Source organism: Nocardioides mangrovi (assembly GCF_020073815.1).
Lineage (GTDB): Bacteria > Actinomycetota > Actinomycetes > Propionibacteriales > Nocardioidaceae > Nocardioides > Nocardioides mangrovi.
In genome coordinates this window covers 790,483-813,452 of sequence record NZ_JAIQZJ010000001.1, presented here as the reverse complement: position 1 = coordinate 813,452, position 22,970 = coordinate 790,483, and the positions used below count along the sequence as shown (strand labels likewise).

Sequence of the window (22,970 nt, the reverse complement as noted above, 5' to 3'; positions counted from 1 at the left end):
ACCCCATGTCGAGAACGTCGAGACTCCGCGCCCGCTTCGCCCGGCGCCCGAAGACCTACCGCTACGTCTTCGTGGTGACCTACGGGCGGTCCGGCTCGACCCTGGTCCAGGGCCTGCTCAACACCCTGCCGCGCACCCTGGTCCGGGGCGAGAACGGCTTCTACCTGCTGCCGCTCTTCCGCGCCCGGGCGACCGCGCAGGCCTTCCGGAAGATCCACCTCAAGCACAACCCGAAGGCCAGCCACTCGGCGTTCTACGGGCTCAACGACGTGACGCCCCGCAGCTTCGTCGAGAGCACCCGTGAGCTGGTGACCGGTCACCTGCTCGGGTCGGTGTCCTCGGACCAGGTCGACGTGCTCGGCTTCAAGGAGGTGCTCTGGCACCGCATCCGGCCGGGCGAGACCGAGGCCTTCTTCGACTTCATGGACCGCACCTTCCCCGGCTGCCTGTACGTGCTCAACGAGCGCGACCAGGAGGCCGTCGTCGGCTCGGGCTTCTGGCAGTCCCACGACCGCGACGAGGTCCTCGGCGCGATCCGCCGGGTCGAGGAGATCCAGGCCGAGCTGCGCCGTACCCGCCCCGACCGCGTGATCGACCTGCGCTACGAGCTGGTCACCAGCGACGACCAGGCCGTCTCCGACGAGCAGCTGCGGCGGCTCGCGACCTTCGTGCACGGCTCCTGCGACGACGCGCTGCTGGCCGCGCTCCGCGAGACCCGGACCACCGGCCACGGGCCCTACCCCTTCGGCAAGAGCCGGGGTCGCCGCGAGGGGACGTAGGGGCGTCGCCCTACGGCAGGTCGTCCTGGCCGATGACCGGGACGCAGACGTTGTCGGCGCTGCCCGTCGAGAGCGTGTACGTCGCCCGCACCGCGCGGTGGTCGGAGACCGCCGAGCGCGGCATCACCTCGATGCTCCGGGGCGTGATCGTCGTGTCGCCACCGTTGCCGTAGTAGAGGTAGTCGATGCGCACCCGCGGCGCGCCGGCCGGGGCCGTCAGGCCGGACCCGGACCCGATCGCGCGCCACGTGTCGGAGAGCACCGATCGAGCCAGCGCCCCGACCGGGGAGGTGCTCACGCTGTTGAAGTCGCCGCCGAGCAGCTTCGGCCCGGTGTCGGCCCGGAGGACCGGCGCGATCGCGCGCATCTGGAGCAGCCGGGCGGTCGGCGAGCTGTTCTCGAGGTGGGTCACGTAGACGTGGGTGCGGACGCCGTCGATGTCGAGGATCGTCTCGAGCAGGCCGCGCTGCTGGGTGCCGGGCGGGCGGGGGAGCAGCTGGTTGTGCCAGCTGACGATCGGGAAGCGCGAGAGGATCGCGGTGCCGTACTGGTTGGTCGTCGTCCGGCGCACGTTGTCGCCGAAGGCCCAGTGCATGTCGAGGTCCTTCGCGAGCACCGACGGCATGTCGAGCCGGGCCGACCAGGCCCGGCCCCGGTCGACCTCCTGCAGGAGCACCACGTCGGGCTTCATCGCGGCCAGCTCGGCGCCGATCTGGGCGAGCCCCACGGCGCCGGTCCCGGTCCGCGCCGAGTGGATGTTGAAGGTGACCACGGTGATCTCGTCGGTGCGCTCGGCAGGGACGCAGGTCTCGCCCGGCTTCGGGGGCTTCGGCGGCTTCGCGCTGCCGGGGGCGGTCGGGTCGTGGTGCGGGCGCGGCTTCGCGCCCTGGGACACCGAGGCGGCGCCGGGGGAGCCGTCCGGGATCGTCGGGCCATGGTGGGTCGCGAAGACGAGCACCGCGACCCCGATCGCGGCCACGAGCCCGGCGACCGGGAACGCCAGGGGCGCCAGGTCGCGGATGTTCCTTGCCACGTGCGGTCCTGTCCCCCCGGGGTCTGGTGGCGCCGATTCTAGGTGGCCGCCCCAGGGTCCACGTGCGAGAGTGGCCACGACCAGCAGCCACCTTTCCGCAGGAGGACCGATGCCCGAGTCGAACGCCAACGACGACCTCAAGGCCAAGATGCGGGAGGCACTGGATCGGAAGAACTCACGCGAGAAGGGCGTGCACCAGGACGCCCCGCTCAAGGAGAAGGCGCACGGCTCCGAGGTGAGCGGCGGTGCCGCCCCGCAGATGCACCGGCGGAAGGCCGGCGGCGGGGGTTCCTGAGCCGACCGCGTGACATTACCCACCCGTAGCCCCGGGTGCGCGGAGCGCGGCGTACGGGCAGAGTGTCCGCATGCAGTTCGGACGCAGCTATGAGGAGTTCGAGGTCGGCGCTGTCTACAAGCACTGGCCCGGCAAGACGGTCACCGAGTACGACGACCACCTGTTCAGCCTGCTCACGATGAACCATCACCCGCTCCACATCGACGAGCACTACGCGCAGGAGACCACGCAGTTCGGCAAGAACGTCGTCGTGGGCAACTACATCTACTCGATCCTGCTCGGCATGTCCGTCCCGGACGTCTCCGGCAAGGCGATCGCGAACCTGGAGGTCGAGTCGCTGCGCCACGTCGCGCCGACCTTCCACGGCGACACGATCTACGGCGAGACCACGGTCCTGGACAAGACCGAGTCGAAGTCGAAGGACGACCGTGGCGTCGTCTACGTCGAGACGATCGGCTACAAGCAGGACGGCACCGTGGTGTGCGTCTTCCGGCGCAAGGTGATGGTGCCGAAGAACAGCTACCTCGAGGCCCGCGGCGGCGAGCAGCCCGGCCGCCCCACCCCGGTGCCGGACAAGAACTGGAGCGGCCCCGCTCAGGCGTGACCGTTTGCTCGCCGGAGGGCCCGGGCAGGGTCCTCTGGTGAGCACTTCCAGCACCGCCCAGCACGACAGCAGCACCCCGGACCGCGGCTTCTTCGGGCAGCCCTGGCCCCTCGCCAACCTCTTCGGCGTGGAGATGTGGGAGCGGTTCAGCTTCTACGGCATGCAGGGCATCCTGCTGATCTACCTGTACTACTCCGCCGACCAGGGCGGCCTGGGCATCGACAAGGCCACCGCGACCGGCATCGTCGGCGCGTACGGCGGGGCCGTCTACCTGGCGACCATCCTCGGCGCCTGGCTCGCCGACCGGCTGATCGGCGCCGAGCGCACGCTCTTCTACGCCGCCTGCGTGGTCATGCTCGGCCACATCTCGCTCTCGCTGATCCCCGACCTCGCCGGCGTCGGCATCGGCCTCGCGCTGATCGCGCTCGGCAGCGGCGGCGTCAAGGCCAACGCCACCTCGCTGGTCGGCTCCCTCTACCGCGAGGACGACGAGCGTCGCGACGCGGGCTTCTCGCTCTTCTACATGGGCATCAACATCGGCGCCTTCGTCGGCCCGCTCCTGACCGGGTGGTTCCAGGAGAACGAGGGCTTCCACTGGGGCTTCGGGCTCGCCGCGATCGGCATGTTCCTCGGGCTCGTGCAGTACTCCATCGGCCGCCGCCGGCTCCCCGACGAGACCCGCGTCGTCCCCAACCCGCTGCAGCCCGCCGAGCGGGTCCGGTACGTCGCCGCGCTGGTCGCGTTCGTCGTCGTGGTGGCCGTGCTCGTGGCGCTCGGCTGGATGAACGCCGGCAACCTGTCCGACTGGGTGATCTGGGTGACCGTGGCCGCCAGCATCCTCTACTTCGCGCTGATGCTCACCAGCTCCCAGGTGTCGGCGGTCGAACGCAGCCGGGTCTGGTCGTTCCTGCCGATGTTCGTCACCAACGCGGTCTTCTGGTCGCTCTACCAGCAGCAGTTCACGGTGGTCACGATCTACTCCGACGAGCGCGTCGACCGCGACTTCTTCGGCTGGACGATGCCGGTCTCGTGGGTGCAGTCGATCAACCCGGTCTTCATCATCGCCCTGGCGCCGGTCTTCGCCGCGGTGTGGACCCGGCTCGGCTCACGCCAGCCGTCGACCCCGGTGAAGTTCGGGGTCGGCACCGTGCTGATGGGCGCGGCGTTCCTGCTCTTCCTGCCGCTGCCGAAGGGCGAGAACACCGTCAACCTCTGGGCGCTGGCCGGGGTGCTGCTCGTCTTCACCCTCGCCGAGCTCTTCATCTCCCCGCCCGGGCTGTCGCTGTCCACCAAGCTCGCGCCGGCGAGGTACCACACCCAGATGGTGGCGCTCTACTTCCTCTCGATCGCCCTCGGCACGGCCATGTCCGGCCGCCTCGCGGAGTACTACGACCCGAAGGACGAGACCGGCTACTTCCTGATCATCGGCCTGGTCGCGATCGCCGTCGGGGTGCTGCTCCTGCTTGCGGTGAAGCCGATCAGGAGGCTGATGGCCGGGGTGCACTGACCACCTCGGCGACCTTCGGCACGAACGCCGTGGCCAGCGGGATGATGCCGAGCACCAGCACCATCGGCACCGCGAAGCCGACCCGCAGGGAGTCCTGGCCGACCAGGCCGGTCATCACCGAGCCGAGCAGCGCGCCGACGTAGTTGAACTGGTTGAAGCGGGCGATCACGGCGTCGACTCGGGCCTGGCGGACGGCGGGCTCGAGGCCGGCGCCGTCGGGGCCGCCGGCGATCCGGGCGGCCGCGGAGAAGCTCAGCGGGGCCACGACGGCCACGCCGGCGCCGAGCAGCGCGAAGCCGAGCACCGCGACCTGCCAGGTGGGGGAGAAGACCACGACGGCGAGGGAGGCCGCGCCGACCAGCGCGCCGACCCGCAGCACCAGGACCGCGCCGAAGCGGGCGACCAGCCCGTCGCCGGCGAGGCGTACGGCGCCGCTGGCGAGCAGGTAGGCGAGCGCAGCGAGCGCGACGTACCGCTCCGGCGTGGTGAAGGTGTGGTCCAGGAAGAGCGGTCCCCAGGTCTGCACGCCGGTGTCGATCATGTAGAAGAGCACCATCGCGACGCCGACCAGGACGATCGGCCGCCACGGCACCGCCAGCGCCTCGGGCAGCTCGGTCGGGCCGTGGTCGCGGGGCAGGAACGGCGCGAACGCGACCACGAGGGGCAGCACCCCGACGACCGCGTTGACCTCGACCGAGGCCGACGCGGTGGCGAGGCCGATGAGCGCGCCGAACACGCCGCCGAGGGTCCAGGCGCCGTGGAAGGACGGCAGGATCGGGCGGCCGTAGCGGTGCTCGAGGGCGACCGCCTGCATGTTGGTGCTGGCGTCGACCACGCCGAGCCCGATGCCGTAGCCGGCCATGCCGGCGATGAAGACGCCCTCGGCGGGGGCCAGGCAGAGGACCGGGACGGCGACCGCGATCAGCAGCAGGCCGGAGCGCAGGAGCAGCGCGCTGTCGCGCCGCTTGGCCAGCGTCTCGGCGATCACCGAGCCGACGCCGGCCAGCAGCACCATCATCAGCAGCACGAGCGACAGCGTGACGTCGGAGAAGCCCCACTTGTCCTGGATGTCCGGCAGCCGCGTGGTCAGGCTGAGCAGGATCAGGCCCTGGGTGAGGAAGCCGGCGGCGGTGGCCGCGCGGGCCCGCGAGAGAGGCATGGCCCGCATCGTGGCACGCCGAGCGTCTTTGCGAGCGGTGCGTCCATCGAAAGCGTGTCGAGGCGATTGTCCGAGGTCGGCCGTCGGCGATCACTAGTGTCAGCGCCATGTCGGGCGGCAGATCGCGGGTCGAGCGCTGGGAGCGGACCAGTGAAGTCCCGCTTCTCCTGCTTGCCGTCGCCTTTCTCGTCGCCTATGCGTGGCCCATCCTCGATCCTGGACTGGATCACGACCTGGGCGACGTCCTCGGCGTAGCGAGCTGGACGATCTGGGTGGCCTTCGCCTTCGACTTCCTCATCCGTCTCTGGTTGGCCGAAGACACCGCCCACTACGCGGTTCGTCACTGGTATGACGTCGTGCTGATCGCGGCTCCGGTGTTTCGACCGCTTCGGCTACTACGTCTCCTTGCGTTCGCGCGCATCCTGAACAGGTCGGCGGTCGGCAACCTTGCTGGCCGTGTATCGGTGTACGTCGCCGGTGTCGCAGTTGCCGCCACCGGTCTGGGCGCTCTGGCCGTGCTCGACGCAGAGAGGGACGCCCCCGGTGCGACCATCACGACGTCGGGCGATGCCCTGTGGTGGGCCCTGACCACAGTGACGACGGTCGGATATGGCGACTTCTATCCCGTGACAACGACAGGGCGCCTGGTGGCTGCTGCACTCATGATCGTAGGAATCGGTGTTGTCGGATCCGTGACCGCGGTCGTGGCGGCGTGGCTTGTCGAGAGTGTGAACGGATCGAGCCGACGGGACAGGAATGACTGAGGCTGGCGTCCGGCCTGTTGAATGGGGCTCGTGAACGAGCTCTGGCTGGTCCGGCACGGTCCCACCGAGTGGAGCGTCGCGGGTCGCCACACGTCGACGACCGACCTGCCGCTGCTGCCCGAGGGGGAGGACGTCGCGCGCACCCTGGAGCCCCGGCTGGCGGAGGTCGGCTTCGCGCTGGTGCTGACCAGCCCGCGGCAGCGGGCGCGTCGTACGGCGGAGCTGGCGGGCTTCCCCGACGCCGAGGTCGACGACGACCTGGTCGAGTGGGACTACGGCGACTACGAGGGCATCACCACCCCGCAGATCCGCGAGACCGATCCCGGCTGGACGATCTGGACGCACCCGACCCCGGGCGGCGAGACCGCCGACCAGGTCTCCGACCGGCTCGACCGCGTCGTCGCGCGCGCTCGCTCGGTCGACGGCCCCGCGCTCGCCTTCGGGCACGGCCACGCGCTGCGCGCCCTCGCCGCCCGCTGGCTGGGTCGGCCGGTCACCACCGGCCGCTTCTTCCAGCTCGACACCGCGACCGTCTCGGTGCTCGGCTGGGAGCACGCCGAGCCGGTGCTGCGTCGCTGGAACGCTTGACGGCGGCCCTCCCGGTTCCGGACGCTTGAGCGCATGTCGCTGGCGGCCAGCTGCGTGCGGTGCTCGGCGCCCGTGGTCCCATGTCCCGACCACGGGGGACGGGCCGCGCTCTGGCGGCCGGAGGAGGCGACGTACGACGCGTTCGCGGAGCACCTCGCGAAGGCGCAGGACTTCCCGACGTACGTGCCGTGGCCGATCAGCCCGGGGTGGAGCGTCACCGACTTCGCGTCGGTCGCGGACGGCACCCGTGACGCGCGCGGCACCCTGACCTGCACGTCCGGGACCAGCGAGCTGGACGGGCCGGTCGACGTCCTGGTCGTCGCCGAGGAGGCGGGGACCGGCCTGGGCGCGCGCTGCGCGGGGAGCCGGTACGACGACCCCGGCCACGAGATCGCCGACCGGCCGCCGACGGCGCGGGTGCGGATCGGCAGCCAGCCGGTCAACCTCTGGGACGTCTCGACGAGCACCTCGGACGGGGAGTTCGACCGGTCGGTCCTGGCCGGCGAGGCCGCGGGCCGGTGGCTGTGGATCGTGCTGCGGCCCGCCTCCGCGCTCCTCCTGCTCCGCGACGACTGGATCCTCCGCGACCTCTCGGGTGCGGGGCCGCAGCTGGTCGAGCTGCCCTTCGGGGGACACCGCCCAGGCTGGTGACAGGACCCGACACTAGGGTCAGGGTGTGCGCATCGACCTGCACACGCACTCGCGTGCCAGCGACGGGACCGACACGCCCGCCGAGCTGGTGCGGGCGGCGGCCACCGCGGGTCTCGACGTCTTCGCCATCACCGACCACGACACCGCGGACGGCTGGGCCGAGGCCGCGGACGAGGCGAGCGCGGCCGGCCTGACGCTGGTGCGCGGCATGGAGATCAGCACCCGGCACCGGCACCGCAGCGTCCACCTGCTGGCCTACCTGCCCGACCCGACGTACCCACCGCTCGCCGCCGAGCTCCAGCGGGTCCTCGACGGCCGCGAGTCGCGGGTGCCGGTGATGGTCGCCCGGCTCCAGCAGCTGGGCATCGAGATCACCGAGGACGACGTACGCCGCGCCGCGCCGGGCGCCGCCGCGAGCGGCCGTCCCCACGTCGCCGACGCGCTGGTCACCCTCGGGGTGGTGCCCAACCGGACCGCCGCCTTCGACCGCTACCTCGGCTGGGGCAAGCCGGCCCACGTCGACCGCTACGCCGCCCCGCTCGAGGAGGCGATCCGTGCGGTCGCCGGTGCCGGCGGGGTCAGCGTGATCGCCCACCCCTGGGGCCGCGGCGGCCTCGGCCGGCCCGACGAGACCACGCTGGGGGAGCTCCAGGAGGTCGGCCTGGCCGGCATCGAGGTCGACCACCAGGACCACGACGAGGCCACCCGCGAGCGGTTGCGGGCGATCGCCCGCGACCTCGGGCTCGTCGCCACCGGATCCAGCGACTACCACGGGGTCGGCAAGACCGACCACGACCTCGGCTGCAACACCACGGCGCCCGAGCAGCTCGAGCGGCTGCTCGACCTGGCCGCCGAGGCCTCGGCGGCCAGCAGCCGGGAGACGCCGACCGTCGTACGCCGCTGAGACCGTGGGCTAGCGGCGGCCCAGCGACTGGAAGCGCTGCAGCAGCGAGGTCGGGACGTAGCGGGCAGCGGTCGCGATCGTCTTGTACTGCGCGCTCGGGATCGACCAGGCCCGGCCCTTCGCGTGGTCCTTGAGCGCGGTCTCGACGAGCTTGTCGGCGTCGAGCCACATGAAGTCGGGGGCCGAGCCGCGCTGCACGTCCATCCGCTCGTGGAACTCGGTCTTGGTGAAGCCCGGGCACAGGCAGGTGACGACCACACCGCGGTCGGCGTACTCGTAGTGCGCCCACTCCGAGAAGCTGTTGACCCACGCCTTGGCGGCGCCGTAGGTCCCCCGGGGCAGGAAGGACGCGACGCTCGAGACGTTGATGATGCCGCCGTGGCCGCGCTCGGCCATCGGCCCGAGCGCGGCGTGGCTCAGCCGCAGCACCGAGGTGACCAGCACGTCGAGCATCGCCTCCTCCGCGTCGGCGGAGTTGTCCAGGAAGCGCTTCTTCAGGCCGAAGCCGGCGTTGTTGACCAGGAGGTCGACCGGGCGGTCGGCGTCGGCGAGCCGGGCCTCGACCGTGGCGAGCTCCTCGCGGTCGACCAGGTCGGCGGGGAGCACCTCCACCGCGACGTCGTACGACGCCCGCAGCTCGGCCGCCTCCTCCTCGAGCCGGGCCCGGTCGCGGGCCACCAGGACGAGGTCGTGGCCCTGCGCGGCGAGCTGGTGGGCGAAGGACTTGCCGATGCCGGCGGTGGGGCCGGTCACGAGCGCGGTAGACATGCGCCGCATTCAAACAGGTTGCTGCCGGGAGTCGGCACCCCCGTCCGGCATGATGGGCCACGATGACCACGACACTCGCGATCGCCAACCAGAAGGGTGGCGTCGCCAAGACCACGACGGTGGCGTCCGTCGGGGCGGCCCTGGCCGAGCTCGGCCAGTCGGTCCTGCTGGTCGACCTCGACCCGCAGTCGTGCCTCACCTTCTCCCTCGGCATCGACCCCGAGGACCTTGAGCTCTCGGTCCACCACGTGCTGACCAAGGGCCTCGACCCCACCGAGGTCATCATCGAGACCGACGACGGCGTCGACCTGGTGCCGGCCACCATCGAGCTCGCCCGCGCCGAGGCCGAGCTGCTCACCCGCACCGGCCGCGAGCACGTGCTCAAGACGATGATCGAGACGCTGGCGGAGGACGAGGTCGAGTACGACTGGGTGATCCTCGACTGCCCGCCCTCCCTCGGCGTGCTCACGGTCGCGGCGCTCACCGCCGCCGACGGCGTGCTCATCCCGCTGCAGTGCGAGACGCTCAGCCACCGCGGCGTCGGGCAGCTGCTCGACACCGTCCACGACGTACGCCGCTTCACCAACCGCGGCCTCGAGGTGTGGGGCGTGCTGCCCACGCTGTACGACGGGCGCACCAACCACGCGCGCGCCGTGCTCGACACCATCTCCGAGACCTACGACCTCGAGGTCGTCGAGCCGCCGATCCCCAAGACGATCAAGTTCGCCGAGGCGCCGGCCGCGGGCCGCTCGATCCTCGCGACCAGCCGCTCGTCCAAGGGTGCCCAGGCCTACCGGGAGGTCGCCAGCCACCTGGTCGAGCGGTCGCAGCGCCCGAAGGCGAAGAAGTCCCGGAAGGCAGGGCGCCGGTCGTGAGCCGGCACCGGGCCCCGGTACGGCCGCGCTACGGGCGGTTGGCCGTCCTCGGCGCCTCGGTCACCGTGACCGTGGTGGCGGTCGTCGGTGCCGTGGCCGGCTTCCCCGGCACCTCCGGCGGGCCTGCCGCGGCCAGGATCGACCCCGCGGCGAGCAGCTCGACGGCCGCGCCGACGCCCACGCCCACGCCGACCCCCAGCGCCTCCACCTCGGTCTCACCGCGCGTCTCCGAGAGCGCGGACGACCCGGCCGAGGACACCGCGCTCCCGGCCGGCTCGGGCACCGGCAAGCGGATCGTCTTCAGCCAGAGCCGCCAGCGGGTCTGGCTGGTCGACGACGGGACCGACGTACGCCGTACCTACCTGGTCTCCGGCAGCAAGCTCGACAACCTCGACCCCGGCACCTACGCGGTCTACAGCAAGTCGCGCTGGGCGGTCGGCATCGACGACTCCGGCGTGATGCAGTACTTCGTCCGCTTCACGCAGGGGCCGAGCGGCGCCGCGATCGGCTTCCACACGATCCCGACCAAGGACGGCAGCCCGCTGCAGACCAAGCAGCAGCTGGGCACGCCCCAGTCGCACGGCTGCATCCGGCAGCGCACTCCGGACGCGATCGCGCTCTGGGACTTCGCGCCGATCGGCGCGAAGGTCGTCGTGACCGCCTAGGCGGTCAGCTCACTCCGTCGCGGCGGCGGGCTTGCTGCCCGAGCCGGACGGACGACGGCGGCGACGCCGGTTGCGGTTGCCGCCGGCCTTCGACTCGCCACCCTCGCTGCTGCCACCCTCGGAGCTCGCGGCCGGGCCGGAGTCGGCGACGGTCTCGCCGCTGCGGGTCCGGGTGCGGGTCCGGTTGCGGTTGCGCGAGGGGCGGTCGCCCCGGTCGCCACGGTCGGACGAGCGGTCCTCGCGGGGCTTGCGCTCGACCGGGGCGGGGTCGACGATCCGGCCCTTGGTGCCCGGCGGGATGCCCTGGTCGTGGAAGAGGTGCTCGGAGCTCGAGTAGGTCTCCAGCGGCTCGTCGAAGGGCAGGTCGAGGGCCTTGTTGATGAGCTTCCAGCGGTGCAGGTCCTGCCAGTCGACCATCGTGATCGCGATGCCCGACGCGCCGGCGCGGCCGGTGCGGCCGATCCGGTGGACGTAGGTCTTGTCGTCCTCGGGGCAGGTGTAGTTGATGACGTGCGAGACGCCGCGGACGTCGATGCCGCGCGCGGCGACGTCGGTCGCGACGAGCACCTGGATCTTGTCCTCGCGGAACTTCGCCAGCGCCTTCTCGCGGGCCACCTGGGCCATGTCGCCGTGCAGCGGGCTGGCCTTGAAGCCGCGCTCGACCAGGTCGTCGGCGACCCGCTGCGCCTGCCGCTTGGTGCGGGTGAAGACGATGATCTTCTCGACGTCCTCGGCCTGGAGGATGCGGCCGATGATCTCGGGCTTGTCCAGGTCGTGGCACTGGTAGATGAACTGGGCGGTCGCCGGCACGGTGGCGTTCTCGTACGACGACTCGGCGCGGATGTTCATCGGGTGCCGCATGTGCATGCGGGCCAGCGCGACGATCGCGGACGGCATGGTCGCGGAGAACAGCATCGTCTGCCGGGTCTCCGGGGTCATCCGCAGGATCTTCTCGACGTCGGGCAGGAAGCCGAGGTCGAGCATCTCGTCGGCCTCGTCGAGGACGAGCGCGTGGACGTGGGAGATGTCGAGGACCCGCCGGTTGGCGAGGTCGATGAGGCGCCCCGGCGTACCGACGACGATGTCGACGCCGGCCTCGAGGGCCTCGATCTGGGGCTCGTAGCCGACGCCGCCGTAGACGGTCAGGACCCGGAGGCCGCGGTCGGCGCCGGCGAGGGAGAGGTCGCTGGAGACCTGGAGCGCGAGCTCGCGGGTCGGGGCGACGATCAGCGCCTGCGGCTTGCCCTGCGGGATCTCGGCGTAGTCGGGGTCCTTCGGGGCGACGCTGCGCTGCAGCACCGGGATGCCGAAGGCGAGGGTCTTGCCGGTGCCCGTGCGGGCCTGGCCGATGAGGTCGGTGCCCATCAGCGCGACGGAGAGGGTCATCTCCTGGATGGCGAAGGGCGTGGTGATGTTGGCGCGCTCGAGGGCGTCGCAGATCTCGGGGAGCACCCCGAGCTCTCGGAACGTGGTCAGGGTCTTGTCGCTTTCGTGAGTCAGCCGGAATCAACCGAGTGAATGTCGGATGCGGCTGGCTTCGTCAGCGTCGACGATGGGCGCCTGCCGCGCACATACGGCGGCCGCCGCGGTGGCCCGGGCGACCTGGAACGTGTTCAGTCTATCGGTAGGGTGCGCACGTGACCGCATCCACACCCGTGGCGTTCGAGGACCCGACCTATCGGGAGGCGGTGGTCGACCTGCTCGGCGCGATCGCGTACGGCGAGATCTCCGCCTTCGAGCGGCTCGCCGAGGACGCTAAGCTCGCGCCCAGCCTCGAGGACAAGCTGGCGATCGCCTCGATGGCCTCCGCCGAGCTCGGTCACGTCGCGCGGTTGCGGGAGCGGCTCGAGCAGCTCGGAGCGGATCCCTTCGCCGCGATGGCGCCCTTCCGGGAGCCGATCGACCGGTTCCACGAGTACACCGCCCCCGACGACTGGTACGAGGGGCTGATCAAGGCCTACGTCGGTGACGGGATGGCCAACGACTTCTACCGGGAGATCGCGGCCTACCTCGACGCCGACACCCGCGACCTCGTCGTCGCCTCGCTGGAGGACTCGGGGCACTCGGCGTTCGTCGTCGACCGGGTCCGGACCGCCATCGCCGCGGACCCGCGCCTCGGCGGCCGGCTCGCCCTCTGGGGTCGCCGGCTGATGGGGGAGGCCCTCACCCAGGCCCAGCGGGTCGCCGCCGACCGTGATGCGCTCTCGGCGCTGCTCGCCGGCGGCGTCGACCGCCCCGGCCTCGACCTCGCCGCGATCGGTCGGATGTTCACCCGGATCACCGAGCGGCACACGGAGCGGATGGCCGAGCTCGGCCTCGACAGCTGATCGCGTTTCGGCGTTCGCGAACGGCGCTCGCTCTTACCATCCCTGCATGGCAGGTGACGAGCACCACGGGCGACGCGCGCCGCACGCCGGCGTGGTCGTCGGCGCCCTCGGCGTCGCCGCCGTCGCCGCGCTCGTCGCCCTGGTCGTCCCGCACCTGACCTCCGACGACCCGCAGCCGGTGCCTCCGAGCCCCGCCGCCCCCTCCAGCTGCCTCACCCCAACCCCCTCCGGCGCCGACGCCGACTGGACGATCTGCTGGGACGACTGACGGCGACCCGGCGGTTGAGGTGCGAAGGCGTGCCCTGGCGCCCTGGCGCCTCGAAACCCCGGAGCTGTCCACAAGGGGTCACCGTCCGCTGTGGCACCCGAAGCGATTTCCAGCTGCCTCCCGGCTTGCGGGTACGTCGGGGTCGAACGTGGTGGCCCGGACCGAAGCACAGACATGACGGTGGCCCCACCGGGTCCTTTCCGTCGGCCGGTGGGGTGGGGTCAGCGGGTTCGTCGTCGCTTGTGGGTGAGGTCGACGAGGTAGTGCTTGCCGGATGGTGAGGTCCATTCGAACCGGGTGCGGGCGAGCCTGGTGTAGGTCCAGTGGCCGAAGGTCTTGAGGCGGTGGTGGTAGCGGCACAGGGGGGGCGAGGTTCCAGGAGGTGGTCTTCCCGCCCTGTGCGTAGGCGACGATGTGGTCGAGGTCGCAGCCGCGGGCGTTCTTCGCGCAGCCGGGGAAGACGCAGGTGGGGCAGGTCAGGATGGCCTGCTCCCGCTGGGCGGTGGATGGCTCGTAGCGGTCGACGGAGAGTTCGGCGTCGAGCTCGAGCACCGGCTTGATGGTCACGCGGGTGTTGGGGAGCTGGCACCAGTCGTCGAGCTGGTCGAGGGTGGTGTGCCCGAGGCGGCCGTGGCTGCCTTCGATGTCGATGATGCCGTGGATCTGGTCGGGGTCGTGGTGGGTGTAGACCACGACCTCCCGTGACACGGCATTGCCGGTGGCGCCGAGTCGGCCGGCGGCCATTGCGCGGCGGATGTCGAGCGGCAGGTCGGGGTGGGTCTCGCCGAGGAGTGCGGCTCCGGTCTTGAGCCGTGCTTCGAGGGCGAGGGCGTCGGGGTAGTCCAGGAGCCCGGAGACGGGCACGAGGCCGCCGTTGAGGGCGGCGGCGTCGAGGCGGACCTCGAGGTGTTGTTGCTGCCAGCGGTCGAGGCGTTCCATCTCCTCGTGTTCGTCGTCGACGCGTGCGGCGGCTGCGGCGACGGTCTTCTCGATCTGGGCGTAGGTGCAGGTCCCGATGATCGGCGCGAGCACGGTGTCGACCTCGGTGGCGGCGCCGGGTGGGAGGCGGTGGGTCTGTTCGGTGACCCGGCGGACCTTCCACACCGCCACGTCCCCGGCCATCACCTTCGACCAGAGGCGCGGGAGGCGGTGGTGGGCTTCGAGGGCGGCGCCGATCAGTGCGCGGCCCTGGTAGGTGGAGAGTCCGCAGGCGGTGGCGAACTCGGCGACCGCGAACTCCGACATGCCGGGCGCGCCTTCTCCTGCCAGGGTGGCGGGCTGGTCGGCGTACATGACCAGGTCGCCGAGCTCGTCGACGACGGCGTCGGTGACCGGCGCGGGGTGGGCGTGGGCCCACCGCAGCGCCAGGTCGAGCCGCTCGGCCTCGGCGAGCAGAGCGATCCGGGTCTGTTCCGCGGCGGCATCCAGCAGCACCGACGGTGGGTTCGGTGCGGTAGGAGTCTGCGTCGCGGCCATATCTGATTCTACATCGAATCGAACAGGTGTTCTAGTCTGATTCGATCTTTCTTTCTTCTTTCGGTCCGGGCCACCGCGGTCGACCCGAGCGGACGGTGAAGTCGACAGCGAACTGGAAATCGCTCCCGGGTGACCACGGCGGACGGTGACCACGTATTCCTCGAACTGTCTTTCGTCACCCACGCCGGGGGAGGCGGACAGGGACGTTAGGGACAGTTGCGGGGTTTCGAGGCTCAGGCGCCGGGGCGCCTTCGCACCTCAACCAGCGGACGGGCTCAACCAGCGGGCGGGCGGGCTCAACCAGCGCCGGGTCAGACCCGCTCGCGGGTGGAGGCGCCGGCGGCGAGGCCGACGAGGACGGCGGCGGTGGCGACCTGCCAGCCGTGCCGCCACCAGTCGATGCCGCGGGTCTGGGGCTCGAAGAAGAGGCTGTAGAGGAAGTTGCCGATCAGGCCGCCGCCGATGCCGCAGAGGATCGTGAGCCACAGCGGCACCCGGTCGGTGTCTCCGGGCGCGAAGAGCTTGCCGAGGAAACCGAGCACGATGCCCCCGACGAGGGCCCAGAGCAGCGCCGCGACCATGGCCGCATCATCTCGCCGGGCCGCAGCCCGGCGCTACTCCGTTACCTGTGGATCCGTTACGAACGGAAGCCGACCTGGCCCGCGACCCCGTGGCCGATCTCGACGTACGCGAGCTTGGCGACCGGGACGATGACCTTGCGGCCCTTGTTGTCGCTGAGGGACAGCACGCCCTCGGTGGCGACCGCGTCGCTCACGGCCTTCTCGAGGTTCTCGAGGCTGTCCTCCACCTCGACGGTGAGCTCACGGGCAGCGTTCTGGACGCCGATCTTGACCTCCACGAGGTCCTCCTTGCTTGGTCTGATGGTTCGCCGGCAAGTGTGCCGGGTCAGTGGTCGTCGGTGAGGGGGTAGCCGCGGATGCCGCGCCAGGCGAGGCCCGCCACCAGGGCGGCGGCGTCGGACTGGCCGATGCCGCCGGGGTCGGAGAGCCAGTAGCGAGCGCTGACCTGCGCCATGCCCACGAGCGAGACCGCGAGCAGCCGGGCCGCGTCGGACGGCAGGCCAGTGTCGTCGGCGATCACGTGGGCGATCAGGGCCGCGCACTCGCTGGTGACCCGCTCGACCTGCTCGCGGACCGCGGGCTCGTTGGTCAGGTCGGACTCGAAGACCAGCCGGAAGGCGCCGGTGTCGGCCGAGACGTAGGCGAAGAACACGTCCATCGTGGCCGCCACGCGCTGCTTGTTGTCGTGCGTCGACTCCAGCGCCTCGCGGCAGTTGGCGATGATCGTGTCGCAGGAGACCTCGAGCAGCGCGAGGTAGAGGTCGAGCTTGCCGGGGAAGTGCTGGTAGAGCACCGGCTTGGAGACGCCGGCCCGCTCGGCGATGTCGTCCATCGCCGCTGCGTGGTAGCCCTGCGCGACGAAGACCTCGAGCGCGGACGCCATCAGCTGGGCGCGTCGCTCGCGTCGGGGCATGCGGGCACCACGGGGCCGGGCCGCCGGGGCGTCGTACTGCTCTGCCGTCACGCGCACAAGATACCGGTCGGTCACCCGCGTCCGGATGACGGGACACGGCGCGGCACGTGTCGTCCTGGCGGGGAACATGGCGAGGTCGGAGGTTGTTGCGCCGACGAACCGACCCTGAGGAGTACGCCGTGTCCTTTCCCGCGCTCGTGGAGCCCGCGGACGAGCTGACCATCGACGAGGTCCGCCGCTACAGCCGCCACCTGATCATCCCGGACGTCGGGATGACCGGTCAGAAGCGGCTCAAGAACGCCAAGGTGCTGGTCATCGGCGCCGGTGGCCTCGGCAGCCCCGCCCTCCTCTACCTGGCCGCGGCCGGTGTGCACACGCTCGGCATCGCGGAGTTCGACGAGGTCGACGAGTCCAACCTGCAGCGCCAGATCATCCACGGCCAGTCGGACATCGGGAAGTCGAAGGCGCAGTCGGCCAAGGAGTCGATCGCCGAGACCAACCCCTACGTGAACGTGATCGTGCACGAGACCCGTCTCGACAACGACAACGTCATGGAGATCTTCCGTGGCTACGACCTGATCGTCGACGGCACCGACAACTTCGCGACCCGCTACATGGTCAACGACGCGGCGTACTTCCTGGGCATCCCCTACGTCTGGGGCTCGATCTACCGCTTCGACGGCCAGGCCTCGGTCTTCGCGCCGACGATGGCCGACGACGCGCCGTGCTACCGCTGCCTCTACCCCGAGCCCCCGCCGCCGGGCATGGTCCCGAGCTGCGCCGAGGGCGGCGTGCTGGGCGTGCTCTGCGCCAGCATCGGCTCGATCCAGGTCAACGAGGCCATCAAGCTGCTCACCGGCATCGGCGAGCCGCTGATCGGCAAGCTGATGATCTACGACGCCCTGGAGATGGAGTACCGCAAGCTCAAGGTGCGCAAGGACCCCAACTGTGCGCTGTGCGGCGACAACCCGACCGTCACCGGTCTCATCGACTACGAGACCTTCTGCGGCGCGATCTCCGACGACGCCGCCGAGGCGGCCGCCGGCTCGACGATCTCGGTCGTCCAGCTCGAGCACATGCTCAAGGAGCGCGCCGAGGGCACCCGGGACTTCGTCCTGGTCGACGTGCGTGAGCCCAACGAGTACGAGATCAACAAGATCCCGGGCTCGATCCTGATCCCGAAGGGCGACTTCCTCAACGGGTCCGCCCTCGAGAAGCTGCCGTCGGACAAGCAGATCGTCATGCACTGCAAGTCGGGAGTCCGCTCGGCCGAGACGCTGGCCATCGTGAAGGGCGCCGGGTACGCCGACGCCGTCCACGTCGGCGGCGGCGTCGTCGCCTGGGTCAACCAGATCGATCCGAGCCAGCCCTCGTACTGACCGGTGACGGACGGCAACCGTCCGTTACCGGGGCGTAACCCTCCCTGGGAGGGGGTCGTTGAGACCCCGTCCGTGCACCTGCACATCCCAGGGAGGGTCACCACCTCATGCGCATCACTCACCGCCTCATCGGCGCCGGCACGATCATCAGCGCCGGCGTCCTCGCCGCCGCCATCTCGACCGCCGCGCCGGCCACGTCCGCCCAGAGCTGGGCGCCGGCCGACAGCGCCGCCATCCACCCCGGCACGATGATGTACACCGAGGGTGCGCAGTGCACCGCCAACTTCGTCTTCACCGACGGCTCGGGCGCCACCTACGTCGGCTACGCCGCCCACTGCGCCGGCACCGGCTCGTCCACCGACACCGACGGCTGCTCGACCCAGTCGCTGCCGCTCGGCACCAAGGTCACCTTCAACGAGGGCGGCAGCCTCATCGACGAGGGCACCCAGGTCGGCTCCGGCACCCTGGCCTACTCGTCGTGGAACACCATGCACAGCATCGGCGAGACCGACGCCAACACCTGCGCCTACAACGACCTCGCCCTGGTGAAGGTCGACGCCGCCGACGTCTCGAAGGTCAACCCGTCGATCCCGTTCTGGGGCGGCCCGACCGGCATCGACACCGACGGCACCGCCGCCGGCGACCGCGTCTGGACCTACGGCAACTCCAGCCTCCGGGCCGGCATCTCGGTGCTGTCGCCGCACACCGGCATCAGCCTCGGCGACCAGGCCGCCGACGGTGGCTGGTCGCACCCGCTCTACACCGTCTCCCCGGGCATCCCCGGCGACTCGGGCTCGGCGTTCGTGAGCGCCGACGGCAAGGCGATCGGCGTCCTCTCGACCCTCGGCCTGGCCCCGCTCCCGGCGTCGAACAACATCGGCGACCTCGGCAAGGAGCTCGCCTACGCGCAGGCGCACTCGGGCATCTCGGGCCTGCAGCTGGTCAACGGCACCGAGCCGTTCGACCCGGTTCTCTGAGAGAGCCGCTGCGCCACCTGATCTGAGCCGCCGCCGGGCGGGCGTGTGCGGGTAAGTTGCCGCACATGTCCGCTCGGCGCGCTGGTGTTGTGGCGGTGGCGACGGTCGTCGTCACCACCCTGCTCGCCGTCCTGCTGGTCACCTGGGCCGCCTCGATCGGCCCCGGCGACGTGCTGCGCGGCGACGGGCCCGGGCGCAACACCGCGTCGCCGACCGACGCCTCCACGTCCGACTCCGGCGAGGGACGCGCCGACGAGAAGATCGTCGACCCCAACCGGGACCTCACCGGCAAGGGCAAGGTCTTCGCCGTCCTGGCGTTGATCCTCAACCTGGCCACCGTCGTCGTCGCCGGCTACCTCGTCTACCGGGGCACCCGCTGGGCGGTCCGGGTACGCCGGGAGCGGCGCCGACGACACACCCGCTCGGCGCGCGACGCCGCCGTCGAGCTCGACGTCCTGGGTCACGGCGCGGCCGTGGCCCGCGAGATGCTCGCCGACGCCGCGGCGCAGCGCGCGGCCCTCACCGAGGGAGACCCGCGCAACGCCGTCGTCGCCTGCTGGAGCCGCTTCGAGGACCAGGCCGCGTCGGCGGGCATCGAGCGCCGCCCCTGGGAGACCTCGGCGGAGTACACCCTGCGCGTGCTCGACCTGGTCGACGCCGACACCTCGGCGGTCGCCCGGCTGGCCGCGCTCTTCCGCGAGGCCCGGTTCTCCGAGCACCCCGTGACCGAGCAGCACCGGGCCGAGGCGCTCGAGGCGCTCGACACCATCCACCGCACGCTCGGCCGGTCCCTGGGGGTCACCGCGTGAGCGCGAGGGCGCGCTGGTGGCGCCGCGGCGCGGCCGCCGTGGTCGTCTACGTCGTGCTCGAGGTCGTGCTGACGGTGCTCGACCTCGACCCCGACCCGCTTCGGCTGGCCCTGCTCGTCGGCACCTACACCGCCCTCGTCGGCCTGGTCGTCGACGCGCTCGCCGGCGACGAGCCGGTCTGGACCGTCGAGTCCGAGCTGCACGCCGTACGTGCGGGCGGCGACCCGCGCCTGGGCCGCTACGTCGCGCTCCTCGAGTCGCACCTGTCCGCCAAGGAGGACGACCGGGCGCTGCGCGACCGGCTCGGGGTGCTGGCCGACCAGGTGCTGCGCCAGCGCCACGGCGTCGGCCGCGACGACCCGAGCGCCGCGACGCTGCTCGGCCCGGAGCTCACCGACCTGCTCACCGGGCCGCCACGCCGCGTCGCGCCCGCCCAGCTGGACCGTTGCCTGACCCGGATCGAGGAGCTCTGAGCATGACCACACTGACCGTCCCCGAGGCGGCCGACCTCGCCGACCGCGTGCTCGTCGAGGTGGAGAAGGCCGTCGTCGGCAAGCGCGAGGCGCTGATGCAGGTGCTGGCCGCGATCCTCGCCCAGGGCCACGTCCTGCTCGAGGACTACCCGGGACTCGGCAAGACGCTGGCCGCGCGCTCCTTCGCCCGCGCCCTCGGGCTGGACTTCCGGCGCGCGCAGTTCACCCCGGACCTGCTGCCCGCCGACCTCACCGGCTCCTTCGTCTACGACCAGCGGGAGTCGCGCTTCGACTTCCGGCCCGGCCCGCTCTTCACCGGACTGCTGCTCGCCGACGAGATCAACCGCACCCCGCCCAAGACCCAGGCGGCGCTGCTGGAGGCGATGCAGGAGCGACAGGTCACCGTCGAGGGCGAGACCTTCGCGCTGCCGCAGCCCTTCCACGTGCTCGCCACCGCCAACCCGATCGAGTACGAAGGCACCTTCCCGCTGCCCGAGGCCCAGCTCGACCGATTCCTGCTGCGGGTCAGCTTCGGCTACCCCGGCAAGCAGGAGGAGTACGACGTGCTCGCCCGGCGCCTCGACCGCCGCAAGGAGGAGGTCGACCTCGAGGAGGTCACCGACGCCGCCGGCCTGCTCGCCATGCAGCAGGCCGTCGAGACGGTCACGGTCGACGAGAGCGTCGGCCGCTACTGCGTCGACCTCGCCACCGCCACCCGGACCCACCCCGATGTGCTCACCGGCGCCTCACCGCGCGGGTCGCTCGGGCTCGTGCTGGCGGCGCGGGCCTTCGCGGTGATGCGCCGCCGCGACTACGTGATCCCCGAGGACGTGAAGGCCATCGCACGCTCGGTGCTCGCGCACCGGATCACGGTCCGGCCCGAGCTCTGGATGAGCGACGCCAGCGGACGGACGGTCGTCGACCAGGTGCTCGGCCAGGTCCCGACGCCCACCGCCCTCGAGCACCACCGATGAACCAGGCGCCGCTCGACGCACGCTGGCGGCCGACCGCGGCGCTGGCGCGATCCATGGTGACCGCAGCGCTCGCGGTCGCCGGCGCGCTGCTGCTCAGCGACCCGTCGCTGGTGGTGATCGGGGCGCCGTTCGTGCTGCTCACCGGCATCGGCCTGCTGCACCGGCCCGAGCGCACCCCGACGGTCGGCTCCGCGCTCGACCACCAGGTGCTGCACGAGGGCCAGGGCACCACCTCCCGGCTCGCCGTCACCGACGCCGACGACGCCGAGGTGCTGACCCGGGTCGTGCAGGAGGCGCCGTACGTCGTCGCCCGTCCGCGGGACGGCCGGGTCGCGGCGCTGCTCGGCGACGAGCCGGTGCCCGACATCGAGATCGGACCGCGGAGGTGGGGTCGGCGGCTGCTCGGCGAGGAGCGGGTCGCGCTCTTCACCCCGTGGGCCGGCTACCGCTTCGGCCCCGTGACCGCCGGCGGGCAGCTCGTGCGGGTGCTGCCCGGGCCGGCGCCGTACGACTCCCGCGCGGAGGTGCCCCAGCCGCTCGGCCTGGTCGGCGCGCACCGGTCCCGGCGCCGGGGGAGCGGCACCGAGCTCGACGGGATCCGGCCCTTCCAGCCCGGCGACCGGCTCCGGCGGGTCAACTGGCGGGTCTCGCTCCGCACCGGTGACCTGCACGTGGTCACGGCACGCGCCGAGGAGGACACCGGCGTGCTCCTCGTGGTCGACGCGCTCGCCGACCACGGCGCCTCGGGCGGCATCGACGGCGAGGCCAGCAGCCTGGACGTGGCGGTCCGTGCGGCCTCCGCCGTCGCCGAGCACCACGTCCGCAGCGGCGACCGGGTCGCGCTCCGGGTGATCGGGCGCGGTCGCGAGCACGTCGGCTACGGCACCGGCGCCCGGCACCTCCGCCGGGTGCAGCACACTCTCGCCGCGATCCGGCCCGGCGAGCTCGACGGCCGGGCCGAGCAGGGCGGCGGACTGCTCCAGCTCGGCGTCACCGGCGGCACCGTCGTGCTGGTCTTCTCCCCGATGCTGGCCGAGTCCGTCGGGACCGCCGCCGCGACGCTCACCCGCCGCGGCGTGGCCGTCCTGGTCGTCGACACGCTGCCCCCCGACGTACGACCGGCCGTGCCCGAGGACACTGACCCCGCCCTCGCCGCCCTGGCCTGGCGGATGCGGAGCCTCGAGCGCAGCCTGGTCCTCGACCGGCTCGCGACCTTGGGCTGCCCGGTCGTGCCGTGGCGCGGCCCGGGCACCATCGACCGGGTGCTGCGCAGCCTCGCCCGCCGCGCCGCCCTGCCGCGGGTGGCGGGCCGGTGAGGGGCTGGGCCGAGGGCCTCGGCGACCTCACGGCCAGCCAGCTGGTGCTGCGCGGGCTCGTCCTGCTCGGGCCCGTCGTCGCGGTGCTCGCCACCGGACCGGCCGGGTCGTGGGCGCCGTGGTGGGTGCTGCTGCCGATCCTGGCCCTCGCGGTCGGCTTCGCCGCGCTGCCCGAGTCGTCGGTCGGCATCGCGACCTATCTCGCCGTGCTGGCCTGGTGGACGCTCGCGCTCGAGGACGGGCTCGACCCGATGGTGCTGGTCGCCGTCGTCGCCCTGGTCGTCTCCCACGTCGCCGCCGTGCTGGCGTCCTACGGACCGGGCGAGATGCCGGTGCACGGACCGCTGGTCCGGCGCTGGGCGGTCCGCGGTGCCCTGGTCCTGCTGGTGGTGCCGCCGACCTGGCTGCTCGGCCGGGGTCTGCGCGACGACACCGCGCAGCACGGCATCTGGGTCACCGGCGTCGCGGTCGCGCTGGCGGCCACCCTCGCCGCCGCCGTCGCGCTCGCCGGCTCCGACCGGGAGGCGCAGCCGTGAGCCTGGACATCGAGGAGTACGTCGAGCTGGTGCTGCGGTGCGTCGACACGGTGCCCCGCGGCCGGGTCACGACGTACGGCGCCATCGCGGAGGTGGTCGGTGCGGTGGTGGGTGGCGGCGGCCCGCGGCTGGTCGGGTCGGCGATGGCGCGGCACGGCGGTGGAGCGACCTGGTGGCGGGTGGTGCGCGCCGACGGGTCGCTCCCGGAGAGCCACCAGGGCGAGGCCCACCAGGCCTACCTCGAGGAGGGCACGCCGCTGCGTCCGTCGGGCAGCGTCGACATCACCAAGGCCTTCTGGAGACCGCCGGACCTGGTCTGAGCCCGAGCTGCCATCTGTCAGGAAGCCGA

Annotated in this window: 28 protein-coding genes; 20 read left to right on the top strand and 8 right to left on the bottom strand. The window is 72.0% G+C overall.

Features of this window, described 5'->3' with window-relative positions; translation table 11 throughout:
• Positions 1–5 precede the first annotated feature (5 nt).
• On the top strand, positions 6–779 hold the full coding sequence (locus K8U61_RS03880; RefSeq protein WP_224121647.1) for a sulfotransferase: 774 nt from the start codon (positions 6–8) through the stop codon (positions 777–779).
• Between the two features lie 10 nt (positions 780–789).
• Here the strand turns inward: K8U61_RS03880 and K8U61_RS03875 are convergent, their stop codons facing one another.
• Complete coding sequence (locus K8U61_RS03875) at positions 790–1,812, bottom strand: endonuclease/exonuclease/phosphatase family protein (RefSeq protein ID WP_224121646.1); 1,023 nt, start codon at positions 1,810–1,812, stop codon at positions 790–792.
• A 109-nt stretch (positions 1,813–1,921) separates the two neighbouring features.
• On the opposite strand from K8U61_RS03875, the gene K8U61_RS03870 reads away from it, so the two are divergent.
• The 3 genes from K8U61_RS03870 to K8U61_RS03860 all read left to right on the top strand — a co-directional run bounded on the left by K8U61_RS03870 (position 1,922) and on the right by K8U61_RS03860 (position 4,218).
• Positions 1,922–2,107, top strand: coding sequence for a DUF5302 domain-containing protein (locus K8U61_RS03870; protein WP_224121645.1), 186 nt, complete (start codon positions 1,922–1,924; stop codon positions 2,105–2,107).
• A gap of 70 nt (positions 2,108–2,177) precedes the next feature.
• A complete protein-coding gene (locus K8U61_RS03865) occupies positions 2,178–2,711 on the top strand; it encodes a MaoC family dehydratase (RefSeq protein WP_224121644.1) in 534 nt (177 codons plus the stop codon).
• Between the two features lie 37 nt (positions 2,712–2,748).
• Complete coding sequence (locus K8U61_RS03860; protein WP_224121643.1) at positions 2,749–4,218, top strand: peptide MFS transporter; 1,470 nt, start codon at positions 2,749–2,751, stop codon at positions 4,216–4,218.
• On the opposite strand, the gene K8U61_RS03855 is transcribed toward K8U61_RS03860, so the two are convergent.
• Positions 4,190–5,377: an MFS transporter gene (locus K8U61_RS03855; protein ID WP_224121642.1), complete on the bottom strand. Its 1,188-nt coding sequence runs from the start codon at positions 5,375–5,377 to the stop codon at positions 4,190–4,192. The genes K8U61_RS03860 and K8U61_RS03855 overlap by 29 nt on opposite strands.
• Positions 5,378–5,484: 107 nt before the next feature.
• Between K8U61_RS03855 and K8U61_RS03850 the strand changes: the two genes are divergently transcribed.
• The 4 genes from K8U61_RS03850 to K8U61_RS03835 are packed head-to-tail and all read left to right on the top strand — an operon-like array spanning position 5,485 to position 8,284.
• On the top strand, positions 5,485–6,141 hold the full coding sequence (locus K8U61_RS03850) for a potassium channel family protein (RefSeq protein WP_224121641.1): 657 nt from the start codon (positions 5,485–5,487) through the stop codon (positions 6,139–6,141).
• Positions 6,142–6,162: 21 nt separating this feature from the next.
• Positions 6,163–6,729, top strand: a complete 567-nt coding sequence (locus K8U61_RS03845) for a histidine phosphatase family protein (protein WP_224121640.1) — start codon at positions 6,163–6,165, stop codon at positions 6,727–6,729.
• A gap of 33 nt (positions 6,730–6,762) precedes the next feature.
• The gene (locus K8U61_RS03840) at positions 6,763–7,380 is read left to right on the top strand and encodes a DUF6758 family protein (RefSeq protein ID WP_224121639.1); all 618 of its coding nucleotides are present in this window, start codon (positions 6,763–6,765) and stop codon (positions 7,378–7,380) included.
• Between the two features lie 25 nt (positions 7,381–7,405).
• A complete protein-coding gene (locus K8U61_RS03835) occupies positions 7,406–8,284 on the top strand; it encodes a PHP domain-containing protein (protein WP_224121638.1) in 879 nt (292 codons plus the stop codon).
• 9 nt (positions 8,285–8,293) lie between these two features.
• Here the strand turns inward: K8U61_RS03835 and K8U61_RS03830 are convergent, their stop codons facing one another.
• A complete protein-coding gene (locus tag K8U61_RS03830; RefSeq protein WP_224121637.1) occupies positions 8,294–9,052 on the bottom strand; it encodes an SDR family NAD(P)-dependent oxidoreductase in 759 nt (252 codons plus the stop codon).
• A gap of 62 nt (positions 9,053–9,114) precedes the next feature.
• On the opposite strand from K8U61_RS03830, the gene K8U61_RS03825 reads away from it, so the two are divergent.
• The gene (locus K8U61_RS03825) at positions 9,115–9,927 is read left to right on the top strand and encodes a ParA family protein (protein WP_224121636.1); all 813 of its coding nucleotides are present in this window, start codon (positions 9,115–9,117) and stop codon (positions 9,925–9,927) included.
• Positions 9,924–10,592, top strand: coding sequence for a L,D-transpeptidase (locus K8U61_RS03820; RefSeq protein WP_224121635.1), 669 nt, complete (start codon positions 9,924–9,926; stop codon positions 10,590–10,592). The genes K8U61_RS03825 and K8U61_RS03820 overlap by 4 nt, the downstream gene beginning before the upstream one ends.
• Before the next feature lie 9 nt (positions 10,593–10,601).
• Here K8U61_RS03820 and K8U61_RS03815 read toward each other — a convergent pair whose 3' ends face one another.
• Positions 10,602–11,978, bottom strand: coding sequence for a DEAD/DEAH box helicase (locus tag K8U61_RS03815; RefSeq protein ID WP_372454190.1), 1,377 nt, complete (start codon positions 11,976–11,978; stop codon positions 10,602–10,604).
• A 251-nt stretch (positions 11,979–12,229) separates the two neighbouring features.
• Between K8U61_RS03815 and K8U61_RS03810 the strand changes: the two genes are divergently transcribed.
• Together K8U61_RS03810 and K8U61_RS03805 are read left to right on the top strand one after the other, a co-directional pair.
• Positions 12,230–12,919, top strand: coding sequence for a ferritin-like fold-containing protein (locus tag K8U61_RS03810; RefSeq protein WP_224121633.1), 690 nt, complete (start codon positions 12,230–12,232; stop codon positions 12,917–12,919).
• Between the two features lie 46 nt (positions 12,920–12,965).
• Positions 12,966–13,187: a hypothetical protein gene (locus K8U61_RS03805; protein WP_224121632.1), complete on the top strand. Its 222-nt coding sequence runs from the start codon at positions 12,966–12,968 to the stop codon at positions 13,185–13,187.
• 78 nt (positions 13,188–13,265) lie between these two features.
• Here the strand turns inward: K8U61_RS03805 and K8U61_RS03800 are convergent, their stop codons facing one another.
• The 4 genes from K8U61_RS03800 to K8U61_RS03785 form a co-directional block, all read right to left on the bottom strand.
• Positions 13,266–14,816, bottom strand: coding sequence for an HNH endonuclease signature motif containing protein (locus K8U61_RS03800; RefSeq protein ID WP_224121631.1), 1,551 nt, complete (start codon positions 14,814–14,816; stop codon positions 13,266–13,268).
• A gap of 158 nt (positions 14,817–14,974) precedes the next feature.
• Complete coding sequence (locus tag K8U61_RS03795) at positions 14,975–15,244, bottom strand: GlsB/YeaQ/YmgE family stress response membrane protein (protein WP_224121630.1); 270 nt, start codon at positions 15,242–15,244, stop codon at positions 14,975–14,977.
• 56 nt (positions 15,245–15,300) lie between these two features.
• Positions 15,301–15,522: a DUF3107 domain-containing protein gene (locus tag K8U61_RS03790; protein ID WP_224121629.1), complete on the bottom strand. Its 222-nt coding sequence runs from the start codon at positions 15,520–15,522 to the stop codon at positions 15,301–15,303.
• 47 nt (positions 15,523–15,569) lie between these two features.
• Positions 15,570–16,208, bottom strand: coding sequence for a TetR/AcrR family transcriptional regulator (locus K8U61_RS03785; RefSeq protein WP_372454181.1), 639 nt, complete (start codon positions 16,206–16,208; stop codon positions 15,570–15,572).
• Between the two features lie 128 nt (positions 16,209–16,336).
• Between K8U61_RS03785 and moeZ the strand changes: the two genes are divergently transcribed.
• The 8 genes from moeZ to K8U61_RS03745 all read left to right on the top strand — a co-directional run bounded on the left by moeZ (position 16,337) and on the right by K8U61_RS03745 (position 22,941).
• Positions 16,337–17,536, top strand: a complete 1,200-nt coding sequence (gene moeZ, locus K8U61_RS03780; RefSeq protein ID WP_224121628.1) for an adenylyltransferase/sulfurtransferase MoeZ — start codon at positions 16,337–16,339, stop codon at positions 17,534–17,536.
• 107 nt (positions 17,537–17,643) lie between these two features.
• Positions 17,644–18,513 (top strand): serine protease family protein, encoded by an 870-nt coding sequence (locus tag K8U61_RS03775; protein WP_224121627.1) that lies wholly within the window; start codon positions 17,644–17,646, stop codon positions 18,511–18,513.
• Positions 18,514–18,578: 65 nt separating this feature from the next.
• Positions 18,579–19,322 carry a DUF4129 domain-containing protein gene (locus tag K8U61_RS03770; RefSeq protein ID WP_224121626.1) on the top strand — a complete coding sequence of 248 codons (744 nt, stop codon included), beginning with the start codon at positions 18,579–18,581 and terminating at the stop codon, positions 19,320–19,322.
• Entirely contained in the window at positions 19,319–19,795 is a 477-nt protein-coding gene (locus K8U61_RS03765) for a hypothetical protein (RefSeq protein ID WP_224121625.1), read from the top strand. The genes K8U61_RS03770 and K8U61_RS03765 overlap by 4 nt, the downstream gene beginning before the upstream one ends.
• Before the next feature lie 2 nt (positions 19,796–19,797).
• Positions 19,798–20,769 (top strand): AAA family ATPase, encoded by a 972-nt coding sequence (locus tag K8U61_RS03760; protein WP_224121624.1) that lies wholly within the window; start codon positions 19,798–19,800, stop codon positions 20,767–20,769.
• The gene (locus tag K8U61_RS03755) at positions 20,766–22,085 is read left to right on the top strand and encodes a DUF58 domain-containing protein (RefSeq protein ID WP_224121623.1); all 1,320 of its coding nucleotides are present in this window, start codon (positions 20,766–20,768) and stop codon (positions 22,083–22,085) included. The genes K8U61_RS03760 and K8U61_RS03755 overlap by 4 nt, the downstream gene beginning before the upstream one ends.
• On the top strand, positions 22,082–22,621 hold the full coding sequence (locus tag K8U61_RS03750; protein ID WP_224121622.1) for a hypothetical protein: 540 nt from the start codon (positions 22,082–22,084) through the stop codon (positions 22,619–22,621). The genes K8U61_RS03755 and K8U61_RS03750 overlap by 4 nt, the downstream gene beginning before the upstream one ends.
• Entirely contained in the window at positions 22,618–22,941 is a 324-nt protein-coding gene (locus tag K8U61_RS03745) for an MGMT family protein (protein WP_224121621.1), read from the top strand. Before K8U61_RS03750 ends, K8U61_RS03745 begins: the two co-directional genes overlap by 4 nt.
• The last annotated feature ends 29 nt before the right edge of the window (positions 22,942–22,970 follow it).